Origin of the sequence: Delftia sp. JD2 (assembly GCF_001682645.1) — a bacterium.
GTDB lineage: Bacteria > Pseudomonadota > Gammaproteobacteria > Burkholderiales > Burkholderiaceae_C > Comamonas > Comamonas acidovorans.
This window is the reverse complement of sequence record NZ_LFJT01000055.1, coordinates 1-18499: the sequence shown is the minus strand read 5'-3', so window position 1 is coordinate 18499 and position 18499 is coordinate 1. Positions and strand designations below refer to the sequence as shown.

Annotated in this window: 15 protein-coding genes; 8 read left to right on the top strand and 7 right to left on the bottom strand. The window is 70.7% G+C overall.

Features of this window, described 5'->3' with window-relative positions; translation table 11 throughout:
• Positions 1 to 34 precede the first annotated feature (34 nt).
• Positions 35 to 997, bottom strand: coding sequence for an AraC family transcriptional regulator (locus ACM14_RS23590; RefSeq protein ID WP_065347472.1), 963 nt, complete (start codon positions 995 to 997; stop codon positions 35 to 37).
• Between the two features lie 130 nt (positions 998 to 1127).
• On the opposite strand from ACM14_RS23590, the gene ACM14_RS23585 reads away from it, so the two are divergent.
• Genes ACM14_RS23585 through ACM14_RS23575 form a run of 3 tightly spaced genes read left to right on the top strand, consistent with a single transcriptional unit; the run spans position 1128 to position 5466 of the window.
• Entirely contained in the window at positions 1128 to 3122 is a 1995-nt protein-coding gene (locus tag ACM14_RS23585) for a TonB-dependent receptor (RefSeq protein ID WP_065347471.1), read from the top strand.
• Between the two features lie 26 nt (positions 3123 to 3148).
• Entirely contained in the window at positions 3149 to 4228 is a 1080-nt protein-coding gene (locus ACM14_RS23580; protein ID WP_065347470.1) for a trans-aconitate 2-methyltransferase, read from the top strand.
• On the top strand, positions 4225 to 5466 hold the full coding sequence (locus ACM14_RS23575) for an MFS transporter (RefSeq protein ID WP_065347469.1): 1242 nt from the start codon (positions 4225 to 4227) through the stop codon (positions 5464 to 5466). Before ACM14_RS23580 ends, ACM14_RS23575 begins: the two co-directional genes overlap by 4 nt.
• Positions 5467 to 5470: 4 nt before the next feature.
• Here the strand turns inward: ACM14_RS23575 and ACM14_RS23570 are convergent, their stop codons facing one another.
• Together ACM14_RS23570 and ACM14_RS23565 are read right to left on the bottom strand one after the other, a co-directional pair.
• Positions 5471 to 6142, bottom strand: coding sequence for a response regulator (locus ACM14_RS23570; protein ID WP_065347468.1), 672 nt, complete (start codon positions 6140 to 6142; stop codon positions 5471 to 5473).
• A 28-nt stretch (positions 6143 to 6170) separates the two neighbouring features.
• Positions 6171 to 8069, bottom strand: coding sequence for a type IV pili methyl-accepting chemotaxis transducer N-terminal domain-containing protein (locus ACM14_RS23565; RefSeq protein ID WP_065347467.1), 1899 nt, complete (start codon positions 8067 to 8069; stop codon positions 6171 to 6173).
• 159 nt (positions 8070 to 8228) lie between these two features.
• On the opposite strand from ACM14_RS23565, the gene ACM14_RS23560 reads away from it, so the two are divergent.
• Entirely contained in the window at positions 8229 to 9104 is an 876-nt protein-coding gene (locus ACM14_RS23560) for a ChaN family lipoprotein (RefSeq protein ID WP_065347466.1), read from the top strand.
• Positions 9105 to 9155: 51 nt separating this feature from the next.
• On the opposite strand, the gene ACM14_RS23555 is transcribed toward ACM14_RS23560, so the two are convergent.
• Positions 9156 to 9413, bottom strand: coding sequence for a DUF3297 family protein (locus ACM14_RS23555; protein WP_013804396.1), 258 nt, complete (start codon positions 9411 to 9413; stop codon positions 9156 to 9158).
• A 121-nt stretch (positions 9414 to 9534) separates the two neighbouring features.
• On the opposite strand from ACM14_RS23555, the gene ACM14_RS23550 reads away from it, so the two are divergent.
• Positions 9535 to 10839, top strand: coding sequence for a DUF445 domain-containing protein (locus tag ACM14_RS23550; protein WP_080736788.1), 1305 nt, complete (start codon positions 9535 to 9537; stop codon positions 10837 to 10839).
• Between the two features lie 166 nt (positions 10840 to 11005).
• Here the strand turns inward: ACM14_RS23550 and ACM14_RS32140 are convergent, their stop codons facing one another.
• Positions 11006 to 11173 (bottom strand): hypothetical protein, encoded by a 168-nt coding sequence (locus ACM14_RS32140; protein ID WP_156517036.1) that lies wholly within the window; start codon positions 11171 to 11173, stop codon positions 11006 to 11008.
• On the opposite strand from ACM14_RS32140, the gene ACM14_RS23545 reads away from it, so the two are divergent.
• Both ACM14_RS23545 and ACM14_RS23540 read left to right on the top strand, forming a co-directional pair.
• Positions 11172 to 13199, top strand: a complete 2028-nt coding sequence (locus ACM14_RS23545) for a ligand-gated channel protein (RefSeq protein ID WP_065347465.1) — start codon at positions 11172 to 11174, stop codon at positions 13197 to 13199. The two genes, ACM14_RS32140 and ACM14_RS23545, sit on opposite strands and share 2 nt — an antisense overlap.
• A 121-nt stretch (positions 13200 to 13320) precedes the next feature.
• Positions 13321 to 14265 carry a siderophore ABC transporter substrate-binding protein gene (locus tag ACM14_RS23540; protein ID WP_065347464.1) on the top strand — a complete coding sequence of 315 codons (945 nt, stop codon included), beginning with the start codon at positions 13321 to 13323 and terminating at the stop codon, positions 14263 to 14265.
• On the opposite strand, the gene ACM14_RS23535 is transcribed toward ACM14_RS23540, so the two are convergent.
• Complete coding sequence (locus ACM14_RS23535; protein WP_065347463.1) at positions 14241 to 15242, bottom strand: arsenic resistance protein; 1002 nt, start codon at positions 15240 to 15242, stop codon at positions 14241 to 14243. The two genes, ACM14_RS23540 and ACM14_RS23535, sit on opposite strands and share 25 nt — an antisense overlap.
• Positions 15243 to 15356: 114 nt before the next feature.
• Positions 15357 to 17039, bottom strand: coding sequence for a sigma-54-dependent Fis family transcriptional regulator (locus ACM14_RS23530; RefSeq protein WP_065347484.1), 1683 nt, complete (start codon positions 17037 to 17039; stop codon positions 15357 to 15359).
• A 222-nt stretch (positions 17040 to 17261) separates the two neighbouring features.
• Here ACM14_RS23530 and ACM14_RS23525 point away from each other — a divergent pair.
• The coding region (locus ACM14_RS23525; RefSeq protein ID WP_065347462.1) for an acyl-CoA carboxylase subunit beta at positions 17262 to 18499 on the top strand (1238 nt) is incomplete at its 3' end.

The following is an 18499-nucleotide window of genomic DNA, read 5'->3' as shown; positions in this document are numbered from 1 at the left end:
AAGAACTATCGGGGACAAAAAGGCTTGACGCAGATCAGGAGCGGCGGCCGAAGACCGATTTCGGGCTGCGCCTATAGAACCGCGTGAACGCAGCACTGAAGTTCGACGGATGGGCATAGCCCACCTGCCAGCCGGCCTGGGCGACCTGGCAGCCGGTCTCCAGCAGCGCCCAGGCGCGGCGCATGCGCAGCTCCAGCAGCAGGGCCTGGGGCGTGGTGCCGAAGACGGCGCGAAAGCCCTGCTTGAGCCGGTGCTCGCCCAGGCCCACGGCGGCGCTCAGGTAGGCCAGGGTCAGCGCGCGGTCCATCTGGGTGGACAGCAGTTCGCGCGCCTGCTCCAGCCGGGCCAGTTCGTCGGCCGACCAGCGCGGTGCCGCCTTGGCCGGCTGCGGCGCAGGAGCGAGATGCCGCAGCTCCAGCGCGGCCAGGCTCAGCATGGCGATGTGGAGGTCCAGCGCATCGGTGGGCTGGTGCCCGGGCGGCTGGGCCAGGCGCCGCGCCAGCGCCAGGCTGGCCGGCAGGCTGGCACGGTGGTCCAAGGGCCGCACGCCGGCCGCGCCGTCCACCTGGGTCAGGCGCTGCGAGAGTTCAGGCCCCAGATAGCGGTCGAGCGCCGCGCCCGACAGCAGCAGGCGCAGCTGGCGCACGGTCTGGCCGGCCGCATAGCGGCGCTCGCCCTGGCTGCCGCGAAAGGCTGCCAGCGTGGTCTGCCCCGCGCCGAAGCGCAGTGCCGCACCCGTACGCGCCACAAAGCCCGATTCCCCGGCCAGCCCCAGCGTGATGACCAGGGTGCGGCCCTGGTCCGAGGCATCGGCCTGCACGCTGTCCTCCACCAGGTCGCGCAGCGGGCAGTAGTGCGAGCGCGCCAGCACGATGCCGTCGCCCAGCGTGAAGCGCTCCGCATGGCAGTCGCCCAGCTCGGCGGGCAGGGCATGCCGCGTCCAGCCCGGCGCACAGGGCTGGGGCAAGGCAAGCGAGGAAGGGATGCGGGAGGTCATGTGCGAGGAATGGAGGCGCGCTTCGCATAGGAAATGCTCCGGCGCGCATACGTTTTCAAATGATAGCGATTCTCATCTTCCCTAGCATCGGTCTCCAACGAGATTCCCTTTTGGAGAGGACGAGAACACCATGGCATTCCCCCTTCGCTGGCCGGCCGCGCTGGCCCTGGCCCCCTTCACGGTGGCGGCCCAGGGCCAGGCGCCCGAAGCCACCCTGCCCGAGATCACGGTCACGGTGAACAAGCAGGCCGAGAGCCTGGACGCCGTGCCCGCCAGCGTCTCCGTCTTCGACGGCGCGGCGCTGGAGGCGGCCGGCGTGCGCGGGCTGGACGCGCTGTCCGCCCAGGTGCCGGGCTTTGTGTTCCAGGCCTTCGGCCAGTCGGGCGTGCAGCCGCCCGTGATGCGCGGGCTGACGGCCAACTTCGTGTCGTTCTCCTCATCCACGCTGCTGCTGGTCGATGGCGTGCCCACGCTGATGGCCCAGGGCTTCGAGCACAACCTGCAGGGCGTGGACCGCGTGGAGGTGCTGCGCGGCCCGCAATCGACGCTGTACGGCCGCAATGCCGAAGCGGGCGTGGTCAGCATCGTCACGCGCCAGCCCGGCGACGCGCCCTATGCATCGATCAGCGCCGAGGCCGGCAACCACGGCCAGCGCGCGGGCAGCTTCGAGCTGGGCCGCGCCCTGGTGCCGGGCCAGCTCTACATCGGCCTGTCGGGCGAGTGGCGCGCGCAGGACGGATTCATTCGCCAGCAGGCGACGGGAGCGCGCGTGGACGACCGCGAGCGCGCCAGCGGCCGCCTGGCCCTGCGCTGGACGCCCACGGCCGAGACCGAGGCCACGCTGCGCTACGCCCAGCAGCGCTGGGACGACGGCGCCGCGCAATGGGGCAGCATTGCCGCGCCGCGCGCCACGGTGAACTCGGGCACGGACAGCTGGAACCGCTCGCGCGGGCAGACGCTGTCGCTCGATGTCTCGCACCGCTTTGCCTCGGGGCTGCGGCTGCGCTCCATCACCGCACGCAATGTCTTCGACGACCGCGTGCTGCAGGACACGGACTTCCAGCGCGCCGACCTGCTCCACGTGCGGCGCGACTACCGCCTGGCCACGACCTCGCAGGAACTGCGCCTGGAGGGCGAGGCCGCAGGCCTGTGGAACGCGCGCTGGCTGGCCGGCCTGTACCTGGACCGCGACGACCATGACCTGCGCTACGAGCAAAAGCTGCCCGCCGCGCTGATGCGGCCCACGGCCGGGCTCAAGGGCAGCACGGCGGCGCTGTTCACGCACTGGACCGTCCCGCTGTCCGAGCGCTGGACGCTGGCGGCCGGCGCGCGCGTGGAGCGCAACCGCGTGGAACTGGCCCCCGCGGGCGCGGCGGCGCGCAGCGACGACTGGTCGCGCTTGAGCCCCAAGCTCTCGCTGCAATACCAGTGGTCGCCCCAGGACCAGATCTACACCAGCCTCAGCGAGGGTTACCGCGCGGGTGGCTTCAACGTGTTCTCTCCGGCCATGGGCTATGCGGCCTACGAGCCAGAGACCGTGCGCGCCTGGGAGATCGGCGCCAAGGGCCGGCTGCTGGGGCAGCGCCTGCGCTATGCGGCCTCGGTCTACACCCAGCAGGTGCGCGACATGCAGGTGCAGCAGATGGGCCTGCCGGGCGTGGTCTACATCACCAATGCGGCGCGGGCGCGCTCCACGGGTGCGGACTTCGAGCTGGACTATGTGTTCGGCGGCGGCTGGCAGCTGCAGACGGCCCTGGGCCTGAACCGCACGCGCTTCGGCAGCTTCCGCGACGGCGCCGCCATCTACGACGGCCACCGCAACCCGTTTGCGCCCGACATGACGGCCCATGTGGCGCTGCGCTACGACGCGCCCGGCCGCTGGTGGGCGCAGGCCGCCGTGCAGGGCACGGGCAAGGTTTACCTGGACGCCGCCAACGCCTACCGCCGCCCCGGCTACGGGCTGCTCAACCTGTCGGCCGGCTATGCCCAGGCGTCCTGGGAAATCGCCGCCTACCTGCGCAATGCCGCCAACCGCCGCTACGACGCCGTGGGCTACCTGAATGGCCAGGTCGTGGTCTACAGCCCGCCGCGCGAGTTCGGCGTGCGGCTGACCTGGCGCATGTGACTCCCTTTCGTGAAAAGGACCTTCCGATGAATACACCCCGCCGTGAATCCCCTACCCACGCCTCCTCTCACGCCCTGCAGCCGCTGTGGGACCTGGCAGCCGCCCAGGTCCAGGCCGAGGCCCTGGTGCTGGCCCTCGAATCGGGGGCGCTGGACCGACTGGCCACGCCCCAGACGCCGGCCGAGCTGGCCCAGGCCCAGGGCTGGAACGAGGCCAATACCTCCCACTGGCTGGAATTGCTGTGGAGCATGGGCCTGCTGCGGCGCGGCCAGCACGAGCCCGTGAGCTACCTGCTGGCCACCGATGCGCTGCGCTACCTGCACAGCGCATCGCCCGAGTCCTGCGGCGCGGCCTGGCTGTTCCGCCTGCGCTCGCTGAGCCACTCCGCCACGCTGCTGCGCGGCCTGGTCGAGCACGGCCCTGCCGGGGACGGCTCGGCCTGCAGCGCCCCCTTGACCACGGGCAATGCCGAAGGCTGGGCCGCCGCCGCGCGCGCCCAGATCGGCCAGGAGCAGCGCGCCGTCAGCGTGCCTGCCGCGCTGCAGGTGCTGGACCAGGTGCCCGAGGTCGCTGCCGGTGCGGGTACCGCGCGCCGCATGCTGGACCTGGGCGGCGGCCCCGGCTGGATCGCGCTGGCCCTGCTGCGCCAGCAGCCCGCGCTGCAGGCCAGCGTCTTCGACTGGCCCGAGGCCGTGGCCGTGGCGGCGGACAACGCCCGCCAGTCCCGCCTGTCCGACCGCTTCACCGCGCTGGGCGGCAACCTGGCCACGGACGGCATAGGCAGCGGCTACGACCTGGTCTGGTGCTCGTCCGTGCTGCACTTCGTGCCCGATGCGGCAGCCGTGGTGGCCAAGGTGTTTGACGCGCTGGCGCCCGGCGGCGTCTTCGTCTGCGCCCATGCCGAGGTGGATGAGACGCCCGAAGCCGCCCTGCGCACCCTGCCCTACTACCTGCCCATGCGCCTGCTGGGCCGCAGCGTGACCCGGCGCGGCGAGCTGCAGGCGCTGCTGGCGCAGGCGGGTTTCGAGCGCATCGAACGCATCGAGTCGCGCGAGTTTCCGATGGCGCCACTGGCCGTGCTCATTGCCCGCAAGGCCGCGCCATGAAGGCCGCAGCTCCCCGCCCGGTCTGGCTGCTCCAGGCACTTTTCGGCTGGCTGCACCTGGCGCTCACCGCCCCCAGCGTCTACCTCTGGCTGGGCCTGCCCCTGGTCATGCGCCAGCATGGCTGGTCGGGCACGGCCATCGGCCTGTTCCAGCTGGCGGGGCTGCCCGCGCTGATCAAGTTCGCGCTGGCCGCGCCCGTGGAAGCGCGCAGCGCGAACGGCCAGCCGCGCTACCGCGCCTGGGCGCTGGCCCTGTGCCTGGCTTATGCGGCCGTGCTGCTGACCCTGGGCTGGCAGCAGTTGCTGGCCGAGCGCCTGTGGCTGTTCGGCCTGGCCTTCGCGGCCGCGCTGGCCGCCACCTGGGCCGACATTCCCGTCAGCGCCCTGGCCATCCGCCTGCTGCCCGCGTCCGAGCGCATGCGCGCCGGGGGCGTGCGCGCGGCCGCGCTGTCGCTGGGCGCCATCGTGGGCGGCGGGATGATGCTGCTCATGCAGGCGAAATGGGGCTGGCGCGCGCCCTTCCTGTGCCTGGCGGGCGCGCTGGCGCTGGGCGCACTGCTGCTGGCCTGGGTGGTGCGCCATGAGCCCGGGGATGCGCCCTCGCCTGTGCTGCTGCCTGCGCCCAAAGCTGGACTGGCCGCCATGGTCCGCGGCTATGGCGCCCAGCCCGGCGCCTGGCGCTGGACCCTGGTGCTGGTCAGCTACTTCCCCTTCATCGGCGCGGCCTGGTTCTACCTCAAGCCGCTGATGCTGGACCACGGCTTCGCGCCCGCCCAGGCCGCCCTGCTGGCCGGCATGGGCGGCGGCGTGGTGGCTGCGCTGGCGGGCGCGGCCTCGCCCCTGCTCACGCGCCGCCTGGGCACCCGGCGCGCCCTGCCCCTGTATGCGGGCTGCAACGTGGCGGCGCTGGCCCTGCTGGCCGCCGTCATCGCAGCCGGCGCCCCGCCCCCGGGCCTGGTCGCGGCCGTGGCCTGCGTGGCAGCAGCCATGGGCGCCTCCTCGGCCTGCGTCTTCGGACTGATGATGCAATTCGCCCGCCCGCGCTGGCAGGCCTTCGACTACGGCCTGCAGGCCAGCCTGTTCGCCGCCAGCCGCATGCTGGTGCCGCTGGCGGCCGGCGTGGCGCTGGATGCCATGGGCGCGGCGGCCATGCTCACCGGGCTGACCGTGGCGGCCGCGCTGGCCTGGGTGTGGGCGCTGCGGTGTGCTGGGGATGGTTGGGCTTCAGCCACAGCGTAGGCCGCTAATCCCGCTGCCGCTCCGACGCATACACCGCCGCCTGCACGCGCGAGCTCAGGCCGAGCTTGCGCAGGATGTGTTGCACATGGATCTTGACCGTGGTCTCGGCAATGTCCAGCGTGCGGGCGATTTCCTTGTTGCTGGCGCCCCGGGCGATCTGGACCAGCACCTCTTCCTCGCGCGGGGACAGCGGCGAGGCCGGGGCCTCGTCCGGCTCGGGCGCCTGGGGCTCGGGCGCGCCCTGGGACTGGAAGGCGGCCACCAGCTTGCCCATCATCTCGGGGCTGACCACGGGCTCGCCGCGCGCGGCGCGGCGCAGGGCCTCGGACAGCAGGTCGCCGTCGATGGTCTTGAGCAGATAGCCCTGGGCGCCGTTGCGCAGCGCGGCCGCCAGGTCCTGGCCGTCCTCGCTCACGGTGAGCATGACGACGCGGCTGCCGGGCGATGCGGCCCGCAGGCCCGCGATGGCATCGACGCCCAGCACGCCGGGCAGGTGGTTGTCCAGCAGGATGACCTGGGGCACCAGCGCGGGCACCAGGCGCAGGGCCTCGCCCGCGTCGCCGGCCTCGCCGACCACGCGCAGGCCTGCGTCCTGGGCGATGAGGGCGATCAGGCCGCGGCGGAACAGCGTGTGGTCGTCGATGACGAAGACGGAGATGGGGCTGGAGAAGGACATGGGGCGGTCTTTTTCTTGCGGGAGCGTGTCACGCGTTCGAGGGGAGGGCCTGCGCTGGCGCGCCGGCCGAGGCCGACGGCGGCAGCTCGATCAGCACGCGCGTGCCCTCGCCGGGGCGGGAGTGGACATGGACCAGCGCCTGCGCCAGCAGGGCGCGCTCGCGCATGATGCCCAGACCCACATGCAGCGAGTCCGGCGCAACGTCGGCGGGGACGAAGCCGCAGCCGTCGTCGCAGACTTCGAAGCGCCAGGGGTGGCGCCCCACGCGCAGCTCCACATGCCTGGCACCCGCGTGCTTGCGCACGTTGGACAGCGCCTCCTGCACCATGTGCAGCACCTGGATCTGCACGTCGGGCGCCAGCGGCAGGCCCTGGCCCGACATGCTCAGCGAGGTGGCAATGCCCGTCTGGTGCTCGAACTTGGACAGCGTGGCGCGCAGCGCGGCCTCGATGTCCTCGGCGCTGGTGCGCGTGCGGAAATGCACCAGCAGCTCGCGCACGTCGGCATAGCATTCGCGCACGCCCACTTCCAGCTCGCCCAGGCTGCGGTCGCGCGCCTCGTCGCGGCCCTTGGCCACGGCGTCGCGCAGCAGCTGGGTCTGTATCTTGAGAAAGGCCAGCGACTGGGCAATGGAGTCATGCAGCTCGCGCGCGATCAGGCCGCGCTCCTCGGCCACGGCGGCCTCACGCTCCAGCGCCGTGGCGCGCAGGCTTTCCATGGCGCTGGCCAGGTGGCGCGCCATGGCGGACAGCAGGTCGCGCATGTCGTCCGTGAGCACCACGGTGGAGCGAAAGAACAGGTTGACCTCGCCCAACAGGCGCTGCTGCAGTTGCACGGGGATGCTGACCACGGTCTCGAAGCCGGCCTCGCGGCAGTGCGGCAGCTGCAGGTCGCTGGACGGCGTGATGGGGATCACGCGCAGCCGCGCCTGCTCGCGCGGCTGGCCGCACAGGCAGGCGCCCGTGTGCAGGCAGTGCTCCTGCACCGACATGGACTGGGGCAGGCCGTCGCCGGCCAGCAGCACGTAGCGCTCGTTGGCCTCGTCGGACCAGCGCACCGTGGCCGCATCGGCCTGGGCCGCCAGGCGGACCTGGCGCACAAAGCCTTCGGCCAGGGACTGCAGGCTGGCGGCCTCCGACGCCTGCACGCTGACCGCGTACAGCGCCTGCAGCTGCTGGTGCTGCACGTTGAGGCTGGCGGTCTTCTCGCGCACCTTGTCCTCCAGCTCGGCGTGCGAGCTCTGCAGCGACTGGGCCATGAGGTTGAAGCCGGCCGCCAGCTGGCCGAACTCGTCGTCCACCTCCACGCTCATGCGCGTGTCCAGGTGTCCGCGGCGCATGCGCTCCAGCGCCGAGCGCAGCTGGCCCACGGGATGCAGCACCAGCCAGTAGCTGGTGGCCATGAAGCTCACGGCCGCGATGATGGCCAGCGCCATCAGACACATCTGAAACAGGTGCAGGATGGCCGTCCAGCGCGAGAGCCGGTCCTCGATGGCTTCGACGAATCCGTCCACCTCGCGCACGAAGGCATCGGCGCTGCTCATGATGGCCTGCGCATCGACATGGTCCTCGGCCTGCCACTGCGTGCGCAGCGCACTCCAGTCGCCGCGTATGCGCTCGTAGCGCGCGCTGACCGCATCGCTCCAGGGCACGAACAGCGGCCGCGACATGTCGCCGCTGCGCAGCAGGTCCAGGCTGGCGTCGAACTGCCGTGCGCGCTCCTGCCACTGCGCAGGCGCCTCGTTCTGGCGCGCCATGGCCATGCGCACCATGCTCATGCGCAGCCGCCCGGCCTCGTTCACCGCCGCCGCGCCGCCTTCCAGCTGCCAGGCCACCCACAGCGTGAAACCAATGGAGGCCACGGCCGCGAGCAGGCAGGCTGCGCCCATGAGCAGCAGCTTGGTCGAAAGCGAGGGCTTGCCATGCATGCTGCACTGTAGCCACGGCACATTTGCGCGTCTTGACCTGAATCAAGCGCCGCCCGTTTGCGCCGTGCACCGTCCCGATTCCTAGGATCCTTTCAACTGCCCCCAATGCCCACAGGGCCTATGGCGTCCCCGGGCGAGGCCAGTGTTTAGCATGGGGCCATGCAAGTCCGCTCCATCCCCCGCCCCTTCATCCGCACCCCGCACCTTGCCGGCCTGGCTGCGGCCGCATTGCTGGCGGCAGCCCTTGCCGGCTGCGCAAGCTCCTCCGCCCCGGCGCGGGACTGGACGCAGCAGTTGCAGCGCTGGTCCGACGCGCCCATCGTGCTGCTGGGCGAGCAGCACGATGCGGTCGCCCACCAGGCCTGGCAGCAGGCCACGGTGGAGCAGTTGGCAAAACAGGAGCGCCTGGCCGCGCTGGTGATCGAGATGGCGCCGCGCACCGGCTCCACCGCGTCCCTGGCGCGCGATGCATCCGAGGACGCGGTGCAGCAGGCCCTGCAATGGCAGGACGCGGCCTGGCCCTGGCCGCGCTACCGCGGCGTGGTCATGGCCGCCGTGCGCGCTGGCGTGCCCGTGCTGGGCGGCAACCTGCCGCGCGCCGACATGAAGCAGGCCATGCGCAACGAGAACCTGGACACCCACCTGCCGCCCGAGGGCTGGCAGCGCCAGCTCGACGCCATCCGCGAAGGCCACTGCGGCCTGCTGCCCGACACCCAGCTGGCGCCCATGGCCCGCATCCAGCTGGCCCGCGATGCCAGCATGGCCGAGGTGGCCAGGGCCGCTGTCAAGCCCGGCAAGACCGTGCTGCTGGTGGCCGGGCGCGGCCACGTGCTGCGCGGCGTGGGCATTCCCACCTGGCTGCCCGAGGCCGCAGGCGCCAAGGTGGCCGTGGCGCAGGCGGGGGAGACATCGGTGGCGCAGGCCTCGGATGTGGATTGGCTGCAGAAGACGGATGCCCTGCCCGCCAAGGACCACTGCGCCGAGCTGCGGGAGAAGTTCAGGAACCCGCCGGCGCCGCGGGCCGATGCGGGCTGAAGCCCGCTGATTCCTGAAGAGGTTGCGGCCGGCCTTGCGACCGGCCGGAAATCAGCGGTAGAACGCTTCCACGGCGCCCTTGAGCTTGATCAGCAGGGGCTTTCCCTTGCGATCCACCGTCTTGCCGGCCGGCACCTTGATCCATCCCTCGCTCACGCAGTATTCCTCCACATCGAAGCGCTCGTTGCCGTTGAAGCGGATGCCGATGTCGTGCTCGAACACGGCGGCCACATGGTGCGGGCTGCGCGGGTCGATGGACAGGTGGTCGGGCAGTGCGGGGCGATCGGCGGGTGCGTTGGCGTCGGTCATGGTCTTGTTCTCGCAAGAGGGTTCTGAAGAAAGCCGGTATTGTCCGCGCAATTCGCAGGCAGGCGCTGGCTGACAGGCTTTGGCGGCAGGCATCGTCATGCGGATGGCGGACGGGCGTCGTATGCTGCGCTCCATGCTGTCGCCAGAGCAACGTCAAACACTGAAGTCGGCCAAGCGCCTGCCGCTGGCGCTGCTGCTGTTCGTGGCGCTGGGCTTTGTGGCCTCGTCCGTGGCGGCAGGGCACTGGCAGCAGGTGCCGCTGTGGCTGGCCTGCATCAAGGCCGTGACCGAGGCCTCGCTGGTCGGCGCGCTGGCCGACTGGTTTGCAGTGTCGGCGCTGTTCCGGCGCATTCCGCTGCCCCTGGTCGGGCGCCATACGGCCATCATCCCGCGCAACAAGGACCGCATCGGCGAGAACCTGGCGAACTTCGTGCGCGACAAGTTCCTGGACGGCCCTTCGCTGGTGGCGCTGATCGAGCGCCATGATCCTGCGCGCGTGCTGGCCGGCTGGCTGACCACGCCGGCCAACAGCACCCTGCTGGGGCGGCAGGTGGCGCGGCTGGCGCTGGCGGCGCTGGAGATGGTGCAGGACCGGCAGGTGGAGCGCTTTCTGACACAGGCGTTCAAGGCCTTGCTGGCCCAGGTGGACCTGCCCCGCGCGGCGGCGGATCTGTTGTCGGGCCTGACCAAGGACGGCCGCCACCAGGCCGTGCTGGACGATGTGCTGGCCCGCGTCAGCGGCGTGCTGCGCGAGGCCGAGACACATGTGCTGATCGCCCAGACCATCGTGCTGTGGCTCAAGCGCGAGCATCCGCTCAAGGAAAAGATGCTGCCCACGGACTGGCTCAGCGACAAGGGCGCCAGCGCCATTGCGGGCGCGCTCGACAGCCTGCTGCAGGACATTGCCAGCAATCCCGAGCACCACATGCGCAAGGCCTTCGACGCCTCCGTGGACCGGCTGGTCACGCGGCTGCAGTCCGACCCCGCCATGTCCGAGCGCGCCGAGCGGCTGCGCCACTACCTGCTGCACGACGAGAAGCTGGCCGGCTACCTGCGGGCGCTGTGGCTGGGCCTGCGCGCCAAGCTGCAGGCGGACCTGGCCAACGAGCATTCGCAGGTGGCGCGCAAGACCGCCGCCATGGGCCGCTGGCTGGGCCAGTCGCTGGCGCACGACGAGGCGCTGCGCAGCTCCATGAACGAGCGCCTCAAGCGCTGGGCCCAGGCGCTGGCGCCCGATGTCTCGCAGTTCCTGGCCCAGCACATCGCCGATACCGTGCGGCGCTGGGATGCGCGCGAGCTGTCCGAGCTGATCGAGCTGCATATCGGCAAGGACCTGCAGTACATCCGCATCAACGGCACCGTGGTCGGCGGTGCCGTGGGGCTGGTGCTGTTCCTGGTCTCCAATGCGGGGCGGCTGTGGGCCTGATCCTCGTATCAGGATGTTGCCTGCGGGCCACATCGGGCCAACTTTACAAAGCCGCCGTGCTCGCCGGAACGCCGTGAATCGTGCCGGGCGCTGCACGCGCCCGGGCACTGGCGGCCCTGCATGTCATTGATGAACAAGGCAACATTCAGCATCCTGAATGAATTGCTCACAGATCGGCCCGCTTGTAAAGAAAAACAGCAGCTGCGCTGCCGTCGGCCAGGCCGTTGTCGACGGGAAAATAAAATAAGAACGATTCGCACTCATCAAAAACAACAGAGCGGATGCGCACCCCGGTCGTTCGACCGTCCGTGATTCTTCTTGCGAGCTTTCCCATGCACAACTGCACAGCCCCCGCGGCGGGCCGTGGCTTTGCCCTGTCCGCCCTTTGCACCTCCCTGCGTGCTTCGTTTCCCTCCACCGCCGTTCCCCTGCGCCGCACCGCGCTGGGCGCCTGCCTGGGCCTGCTGGCCTCGGGCAGCGCGCTGGCCCAGGCAGCAGGCGGGGCCACGCTGGAAACCCTGGTCGTGACGGCCAGCGGCTTCGAGCAGGAGATCAGCCAGGCGCCGGCCTCGATCTCGGTGATCACGCGCCAGGAACTGGAGCAGGGCGCCTACCGCAACCTGCACGATGCCCTGCGCGATGTGCCCGGCGTGATCCTCACGCCCTCGGACAACAACTCCAACGACATCTCGTTGCGCGGCATGGGCGCCAACTACACCCTGATCCTGGTGGACGGCAAGCGCATGAGCACGCGCGAGACCCAGACCAACGGCAGCACCGGCACGGACCAGAGCTGGATTCCGCCGCTGGAGGCCATCGAGCGCATCGAGGTGGTGCGCGGCCCCATGTCCTCGCTGTACGGCTCGGACGCCATGGGCGGCGTGATCAACGTCATCACGCGCAAGGTGGCGAAGAACTGGCATGGCTCGGTGCGTGCCGACGCCACGCTGCAGGAGCGCTCCACCTCGGGCGATGCCTACCAGACCAACTTCTACCTGTCAGGCCCGATCAAGACCGACCTGCTGGGCCTGAGCCTGTACGGCAACTACGGCAAGCGCGACCAGGACCGCATCTACCAGGGCTACAACAAGAGCGACAACCGTTCGCTGAACCTGCGCCTGGCGCTGACCCCCAGCAAGGACCACGACCTGATCGCCGAGATCGGCACTTCGCGCCAGCACTTCGTTTCGTCGCCTGGCATGACCCTGCTGCCCACCGATGCGCCCAGCGACCGCAAGTTCGAGCGCGAGAACTACTCGCTGCAGCACAAGGGCCGCTGGGGCTGGGCTTCCTCCGACACCTATCTGCAGCGCGAGGAAACGCGCAACCTGTCGCGCGACATGACCATCAGGAACACGGTGTTCAACAGCAGCTGGGTGGCGCCGCTGGGCCGCCAGCACCTGCTGACCACGGGCGTGTACTACAACCAGCAGGACCTGCGCGACACGACGACCAATACGCTGCCGGGCTCGGCGCGCACCACGGCCGATCGCACGCAGTACGCCTGGTTCGCCGAGGACGAGTGGCGCCTGCGCGAGAACTTCGCCCTGACCGGCGGCCTGCGCTACGACCACGACAGCAAGGGCGGATCGCAATGGAGCCCGCGCCTGTATGGCGTGTGGAACCTCGACGCGCAATGGACCGTCAAGGGCGGCGTGTCCACCGGCTTTCGCGCGCCCTCGTTGCGCCAGACCCTGGGCGACTGGGGCCAGTCCAGCCGCGGCGGCAACATCTACGGCAACCCCGACCTGAAGCCCGAAACCTCGCTGAGCAAGGAACTGGGCGTGCTCTACAACAACGGCGCCGGCCTGTCGGCAGGCCTGACGGTGTTCGACAACGAGTTCAACGACAAGATCACGCGCATCGCCTGTCCCGAGTGCGGGCCGGCCAATTCCTCGGGCAACACGCCCACCACCAACGTCAATATCGACAAGGCCATCACGCGCGGCATCGAAGCCACGTTCAAGGCCCCGCTGGCGCGCACGCTGGACCTGAGCAGCAGCTACACCTTCACCAAGTCCGAGCAAAAAAGCGGCGAGTTCGCGGGGCAGCCGCTGAGCCAGCTGCCGCGCCACATGCTGAACCTGGCGCTGAACTGGAAGCCTTCGCAGCAATGGGCGGGGTGGGCCAAGCTGTCCTACCGGGGCAAGGAAAGCCAGCCCACGGGCGGCCGTTCGGCGCGCACCTGGGTGGCCGGCAGCTATGCCATGTTCGACATGGGCGGCTCCTACAACTACAGCAAGGACGTGACCTTCTACGCAGGCATCTACAACCTGTTCGACAAGGACGTGTACTACGAGGACTACGCCACGGTGCAGGACGGCCGGCGCTACTGGATCGGCATGAACGTGAAGTTCTAGGCATCCCGGCCGCAAGGGCGGCCGCTGCCCGTGGCCTGCGGATCAGGCCGCGCCGCTTCCCGGCGCGGCACCCGCCTCCGGAGGCCGGAACTCCTTTCATTTTTTCCTGGGATTCTTTGCCATGACCTTCGATATCACGCGCCGCGCGGCGGCGCTGGCCTTGCCGGCCTTGTTCCTGGGGACTGCGGTGGCGGCCCCGCTGTCCGTGCGGCATGCCGGGGGAGCGGCCAGCCTGCCCGGCGCACCCCGGCGCGCGGTGGTTTATGACCTGGGGGCGCTGGATGCACTGCATGCGCTGGGCGTGCCTGCGTCGGCGGTCGCAGGCGTGCCCCGGGCGCAGCTGCCCCGGTATCTGGACAGCTTCGCGCAGCGGCCTGCGGCGGGCGGGCTGTTCGAGCCCGACTACGAGGCGCTGAGCCGGCTGGCGCCCGACCTGATCATCGTGGGCGGGCGCTCGGCCGGCAAGGCCGAGGTGCTGGGACGCATCGCGCCCACGCTGGACCTGAGCGTCAGCGGCAAGCACATGCTGGCCGATATCGAACGCAACATCGCCACGCTGGCGCTGCTGTTCGGCCGCCAGGCGCAGGGCCGTGCGCTGGTGCAGCGCATCCACGCCGAGCTGCAGGGCCTGCATGCCCAGGCCTCGCAGGCCGCGCCGGGCCTGCTGCTCATGGCCGTGAACGACAAGCTCCTGCCGCAGGCGCCGGGATCGCGCTTCGGCTTTCTGTTCGATGTGTTCGGCGCGCGCTCGGCGCTATCGGCTGCGCAACTGCCAGCCCGCGGCACCGCCTACGGCTTCGATGATGTGGCGCGGCTGGACCCCGAGTGGATCTACGTCATCGACCGCAACACGGCCACGGGCCAAGCGGCAGGCGGCGGCGAGATCATGGCTTCGCGCAAGGTGTTCGACAACGCGCGGATCCACGCCACGGCGGCCGGCCGCAAGGGGCAGGTCGTCTTCCTCGATCCCAAGGGCTGGTACCTGATGGGCAGCGCCGGGCCGACGGCGCTGCTGGACAACATGGCGCAGCTGCGCCAGGCCTATGGCGCGGCGTCATCGCGTTGACCGCGGGCCAGGGCCGGCTCCCGGTCCCGGCCCCACAGCGCAATCACGCGCACATAGGCCAGCTCGGCCAGCAGCTCCACCAGCGTCTGCGTGACGATGACGGCCGGCAGCACGGGAATGGCGCCAGGCACGGCCAGGGCCAGCGGCAGCACGACCAGCGAATTGCGCGTGCCCGCGCTGAAGGCGACCGCTCGGCCTGCGGGCGCTGGAAGCCGGAAGGCGCGCGCCACCAGCCAGCCCAGCGCGGGCGCCGCCACCGCAAAGGCCGCATAGACGGGCACCATGCTCCAGGCGGCCTGCGTTGCCGGGCCCAATTGGGGCAGCACGGAGGCGATCACCACGAACAGCACCAGCGCGGTGGCCGGCACGGGCAGCAGGCCCAGCCATGCCGAGGCGCTGGCGCCGCGCCGGCTGCGGGCCGCCCACAGCTGCGTGGCAGCGGCCAGGGCCAGCGGCACGGCGATCAGCCACACGAACGCATGCAGGAAAGGCCCCGCCTGCACCAGCCGCGCCGCATCGTCACCCAGGAACAGGCCCAGGTAGCCGGGCAGGGCCAGCATCTGCGCGATCAGCAGGGCCGGCGTGGCCGCCAGCAGCAGGCGCGCATCGGCACGTCCCAGGTGGGAGAAGGTGACCACGTAGTCGATGCAGGGCGCCAGCAGCACCAGCAGCGCGCCCAGGCGCAGCAGGGGGTCGGCGGGCAGGAACTGCAGCAGGGCCCAGACCAGCATCGGCACCATGATGAAGTTGGCCGTCATCAGCGCGGTCAGGAAGCGCACCTGGCCGAAGGCGCGCCGCAGCTCGGCCACGGGCACCTGCAAGAAGGTCACGTACAGCATCAGCGCCAGCGTGGGGTTGATGGCACGCTCCAGCACGCCCGTGCCGGGCAGCGCCCAGGCGGCGGCCGCGGCCAGAGCCACGGCGGCGAAGTAGATGGGGATCTGGCGCTGTTCGAGCGCGTCTCGGGTGTCTTGCATTCGGGGCGCCGGGTGCGGCAGGGGCGGCAGGGACGGCAGGGGGTACGGGGTGCCTAGTATGGCAACGGTGCGGCCAGCCGCTGTCTCGAATTCCCTGCCTTCGGCACGACAGGCTCAGCCGGGCGATGCCGCGCCCAGCACCTTGTAGAGGTAGGAGCGCGAGATGCCCAGCTCCTGCGCGGCCAGCTTCTTGTTGCCGCCGCAGCGTGCGATGGCGTCGAGGATGGCGTTGCGCTCCTGGTCCTTGAGCGGGGCCACGGCGCCGGTGGAGGGCATGTCGGCCTCGGCAACGGGCGAAGGTCGTGCGCCGGCCAGCGGGTCCTCGTGGCGCGCGAAGTTGTCCACGCCCAGCAGGTGGCCGTCGCAAAACACCAGGGCCTCTTCCACGCGCTGTCGCAGCTGGCGCACATTGCCGGGCCAGGCCTGGCGGGCCAGGTAGGGCATGACACCGGGCGCGATGCGGGGCAGCGCAATGCCGTTGCGCTCGCAGAACGACTGGGCAAAGCGCTGAACCAGGGCCGGGATGTCCTCCAGGCGCTGGCGCAGGGCCGGCACATGCAGCACCACGCCGCTGAGGCGGTAGAACAGGTCCAGCCGGAAGCGGCCGCTGTCGATGAGGCCGCGCAGGTCGCGGTGCGTGGCGGCCACGATGCGGAAGTTCACCTGCCGGCCGCTGTGCGCGCCCAGGCGCTGCACTTGGCGGTCCTCCAGCACGCGCAGCAGCTTGACCTGGATCTCCATGGGAATGTCGGCCACTTCGTCGAGGAAGAGCGTGCCGCCCTCGGCCTGCTCCAGCTTGCCGGGCTGGCCCTGCCGGCGCCCGCCCGTGAAAGCGCCGGCCTCGTAGCCGAACAGCTCGGACTCGATCAGCGTGGCCGGCAGGGCCGCGAGGTTGAGGCTGACCAGGGGCGCTTCGGCATCGCGGCCGCGCGCATGCAGGGCCTGGGCCACCAGCTCCTTGCCGCTGCCGCTCTCGCCCAGGATGAGCACGGGCACGTCCAGCCGCGCCACGGCGTCGATCTCGCGGGCCAGCCTTTGCATGGGGGCGCTGGCGCCCACCATCTGCGCCGTGGGCGTGCCGCCGCGCAACTGGCTCAGTTCGCGCTTGTAGTGCTGCACCTCGTCATGCAGCTGGTTCAGCCGCTGCTGCATGCGGTTGAGCGCCTCCACGCCGCTGAAGCTGACCTGGCCCACGGCACCCACCACGGCGCCGCCCTCGTAGACCGGCATGCGGTTGACGATGCGGCTCACGCCCGGCCCCAGCTGCTGCAGGTCGCCGATCTCGGCCCGGCCGCTGCGCACCACGTGGGGCAGGCGCGAGTTGGGGATCACGTCCTCGGCGCGCCGGCCTGCGGCCGTGCCGGGCGCCAGGCCGAAGAACTTCTCGTGCACGGGGCTGATGTAGCGCATCAGCCCTTCATGGTCGGCCACCGTGATCGCCTGGTACGGGTTGGTCAGGAACATGTTGAGGATGGCGAAGGCGAAGGGCACGCTGGCCACCATGTCGAACAGCGCCGCCGCCTCGTCGGCCGGGCGCAGCAGGGCGACCTCGCCCTCGGCATCGGCCAGCACCACGGCCACATGGCGGGCCACCGTGCCGCGCGGGCCCGGTGTTTCCACGTGCAGCAGCTGGCCATGGCCTATGGGGTTGTGCCCGTCGCCGTGCGCGCGGGCCAGGGCTTCGGTGACGGCTGCATGCAGCAGCGGTTCCTGCGCCAAGCCCAGCCGCGCCACGGGCTCGGGCGAGTCGCGTCGCCAGACGAGAACGCCGAATCGGTGGTCGGGGGAGCTGGGCATGGGCATGGCGGGCAGTGGCTGGGGTGAACGCACTCTAGCGGCGCGCAGGCCACGGGTCTGTCCCCGTGGTGTCTCCATTGAAGACAGTGCCCAACCCGTGTCTTCGAGGTTGTCCTTGATGTGGACACGTGCAGGTCGACTGTGGAAAAAATCCTTTGAATTCAACGCGCTGCGTTCTGGCACGCCTTGTGCATCTCCACAGGCACAAGGAGACACGACGACATGAGCTGGCAACCCGAAGTGGACGAGATCGCATACCGCCGCGCACTGGCGGCCAAACTGGGCGGAGAGGACAAGGTGGCGCGGCACAAGGCCGCGGGCAAGCTCACGGTGCGCGAGCGCATAGATGCCTGCACGGACGCGCAGTCCTTCGTGGAGGTGGGCTCGCTCACCGGCTCGGGCCAGTACGACGGCCTGGGCCGGCTGACGGACTTCACGCCCTCCAACCTCATCATGGGCCGGGCGCGCGTGGGCGGGCGGCCCGTGGTCGTGGTGGGCGACGATTTCACGGTGCGCGGCGGCGCCAACGACGGCGCCGTGGGCGACAAGCTGATCTTTGCCGAGAAGATGGCGCACGACCTGCGCCTGCCCATGGTGCGCCTGGTGGACGGCACGGGCGGCGGCGGCTCGGTGCGCAACATCGAGACCAAGGGCTACACCAGCGTGCCCACCATGAAGGTCTGGAGCCAGGTGGTGCAGAACCTGTCCACCGTGCCCGTGGTCTCGCTGGCCCTGGGCTCGGTGGCCGGCATGGGCGCGGCGCGCGTGGCCTCCAGCCATTACTCGGTGATGGTCAAGGAGACCGCCCAGCTGTTCAATGCCGGCCCGCCCGTGGTGGCGCGCATCGGCCAGAACGTGACCAAGAACGAGCTGGGCGGCAGCCAGGTGCACACGCGCAACGGCGTGGTCGATGACGAGGTGGCCACCGAGCAGGAGGCCTTCGAGCGCGTGCGCCGCTTCCTGTCCTACCTGCCATCGTCGGTGTACGAGCTGCCTGCGCGCACCGCGCCGCAGGACGATCCGCGGCGGCGCGACGAATGGCTGCTGTCGGCCATTCCGCGCGATGGCCGCAAGGTCTACAAGATCCGGCCCATCGTCGAATGCCTGGTCGATGAGGGTTCCTTCCTGGAGACGGGCCGCCACTGGGGCCGGGCCATCGTCACGGGGCTGGCGCGCATCGACGGCTGGCCCGTGGCCGTGGTGGCCAGCGACCCGTACTTCTACGGCGGCGGCTGGGACGGCCCCTCGGCCGAGAAGTTCACGCGCTTCGTGGACATGGCCCAGACCTTCCACCTGCCCGTGGTCAACCTGGTGGACATCGCGGGCTTCCAGATCGGCGTGGAGGCCGAGAAGGCCGGCGTCATGCGCTACGGCGTGCGCGCCCTGGCCGCCGTCTACCAGGCCACCGTGCCCTGGTGCAGCATCCTCATCCGCCGCGCCTACGGCGTGGCGGCGGCCGG

What these genes read in the sequence shown, in the direction of transcription:
- ACM14_RS23575 (WP_065347469.1), top strand. Translation starts at nt 4,225, where the DNA reads ATGAAGGCCGCAGCTCCCCGCCCGGTCTGGCTGCTCCAGGCACTTTTC.
- ACM14_RS23540 (WP_065347464.1), top strand. Translation starts at nt 13,321, where the DNA reads ATGACCTTCGATATCACGCGCCGCGCGGCGGCGCTGGCCTTGCCGGCC.
- ACM14_RS23550 (WP_080736788.1), top strand. Translation starts at nt 9,535, where the DNA reads ATGCTGCGCTCCATGCTGTCGCCAGAGCAACGTCAAACACTGAAGTCG.
- ACM14_RS23555 (WP_013804396.1), bottom strand. Translation starts at nt 9,413, where the DNA reads ATGACCGACGCCAACGCACCCGCCGATCGCCCCGCACTGCCCGACCAC.
- ACM14_RS32140 (WP_156517036.1), bottom strand. Translation starts at nt 11,173, where the DNA reads ATGGGAAAGCTCGCAAGAAGAATCACGGACGGTCGAACGACCGGGGTG.
- ACM14_RS23590 (WP_065347472.1), bottom strand. Translation starts at nt 997, where the DNA reads ATGACCTCCCGCATCCCTTCCTCGCTTGCCTTGCCCCAGCCCTGTGCG.
- ACM14_RS23580 (WP_065347470.1), top strand. Translation starts at nt 3,149, where the DNA reads ATGAATACACCCCGCCGTGAATCCCCTACCCACGCCTCCTCTCACGCC.
- ACM14_RS23545 (WP_065347465.1), top strand. Translation starts at nt 11,172, where the DNA reads ATGCACAACTGCACAGCCCCCGCGGCGGGCCGTGGCTTTGCCCTGTCC.
- ACM14_RS23535 (WP_065347463.1), bottom strand. Translation starts at nt 15,242, where the DNA reads ATGCAAGACACCCGAGACGCGCTCGAACAGCGCCAGATCCCCATCTAC.
- ACM14_RS23570 (WP_065347468.1), bottom strand. Translation starts at nt 6,142, where the DNA reads ATGTCCTTCTCCAGCCCCATCTCCGTCTTCGTCATCGACGACCACACG.
- ACM14_RS23560 (WP_065347466.1), top strand. Translation starts at nt 8,229, where the DNA reads ATGCAAGTCCGCTCCATCCCCCGCCCCTTCATCCGCACCCCGCACCTT.
- ACM14_RS23565 (WP_065347467.1), bottom strand. Translation starts at nt 8,069, where the DNA reads ATGCATGGCAAGCCCTCGCTTTCGACCAAGCTGCTGCTCATGGGCGCA.
- ACM14_RS23530 (WP_065347484.1), bottom strand. Translation starts at nt 17,039, where the DNA reads ATGCCCAGCTCCCCCGACCACCGATTCGGCGTTCTCGTCTGGCGACGC.
- ACM14_RS23585 (WP_065347471.1), top strand. Translation starts at nt 1,128, where the DNA reads ATGGCATTCCCCCTTCGCTGGCCGGCCGCGCTGGCCCTGGCCCCCTTC.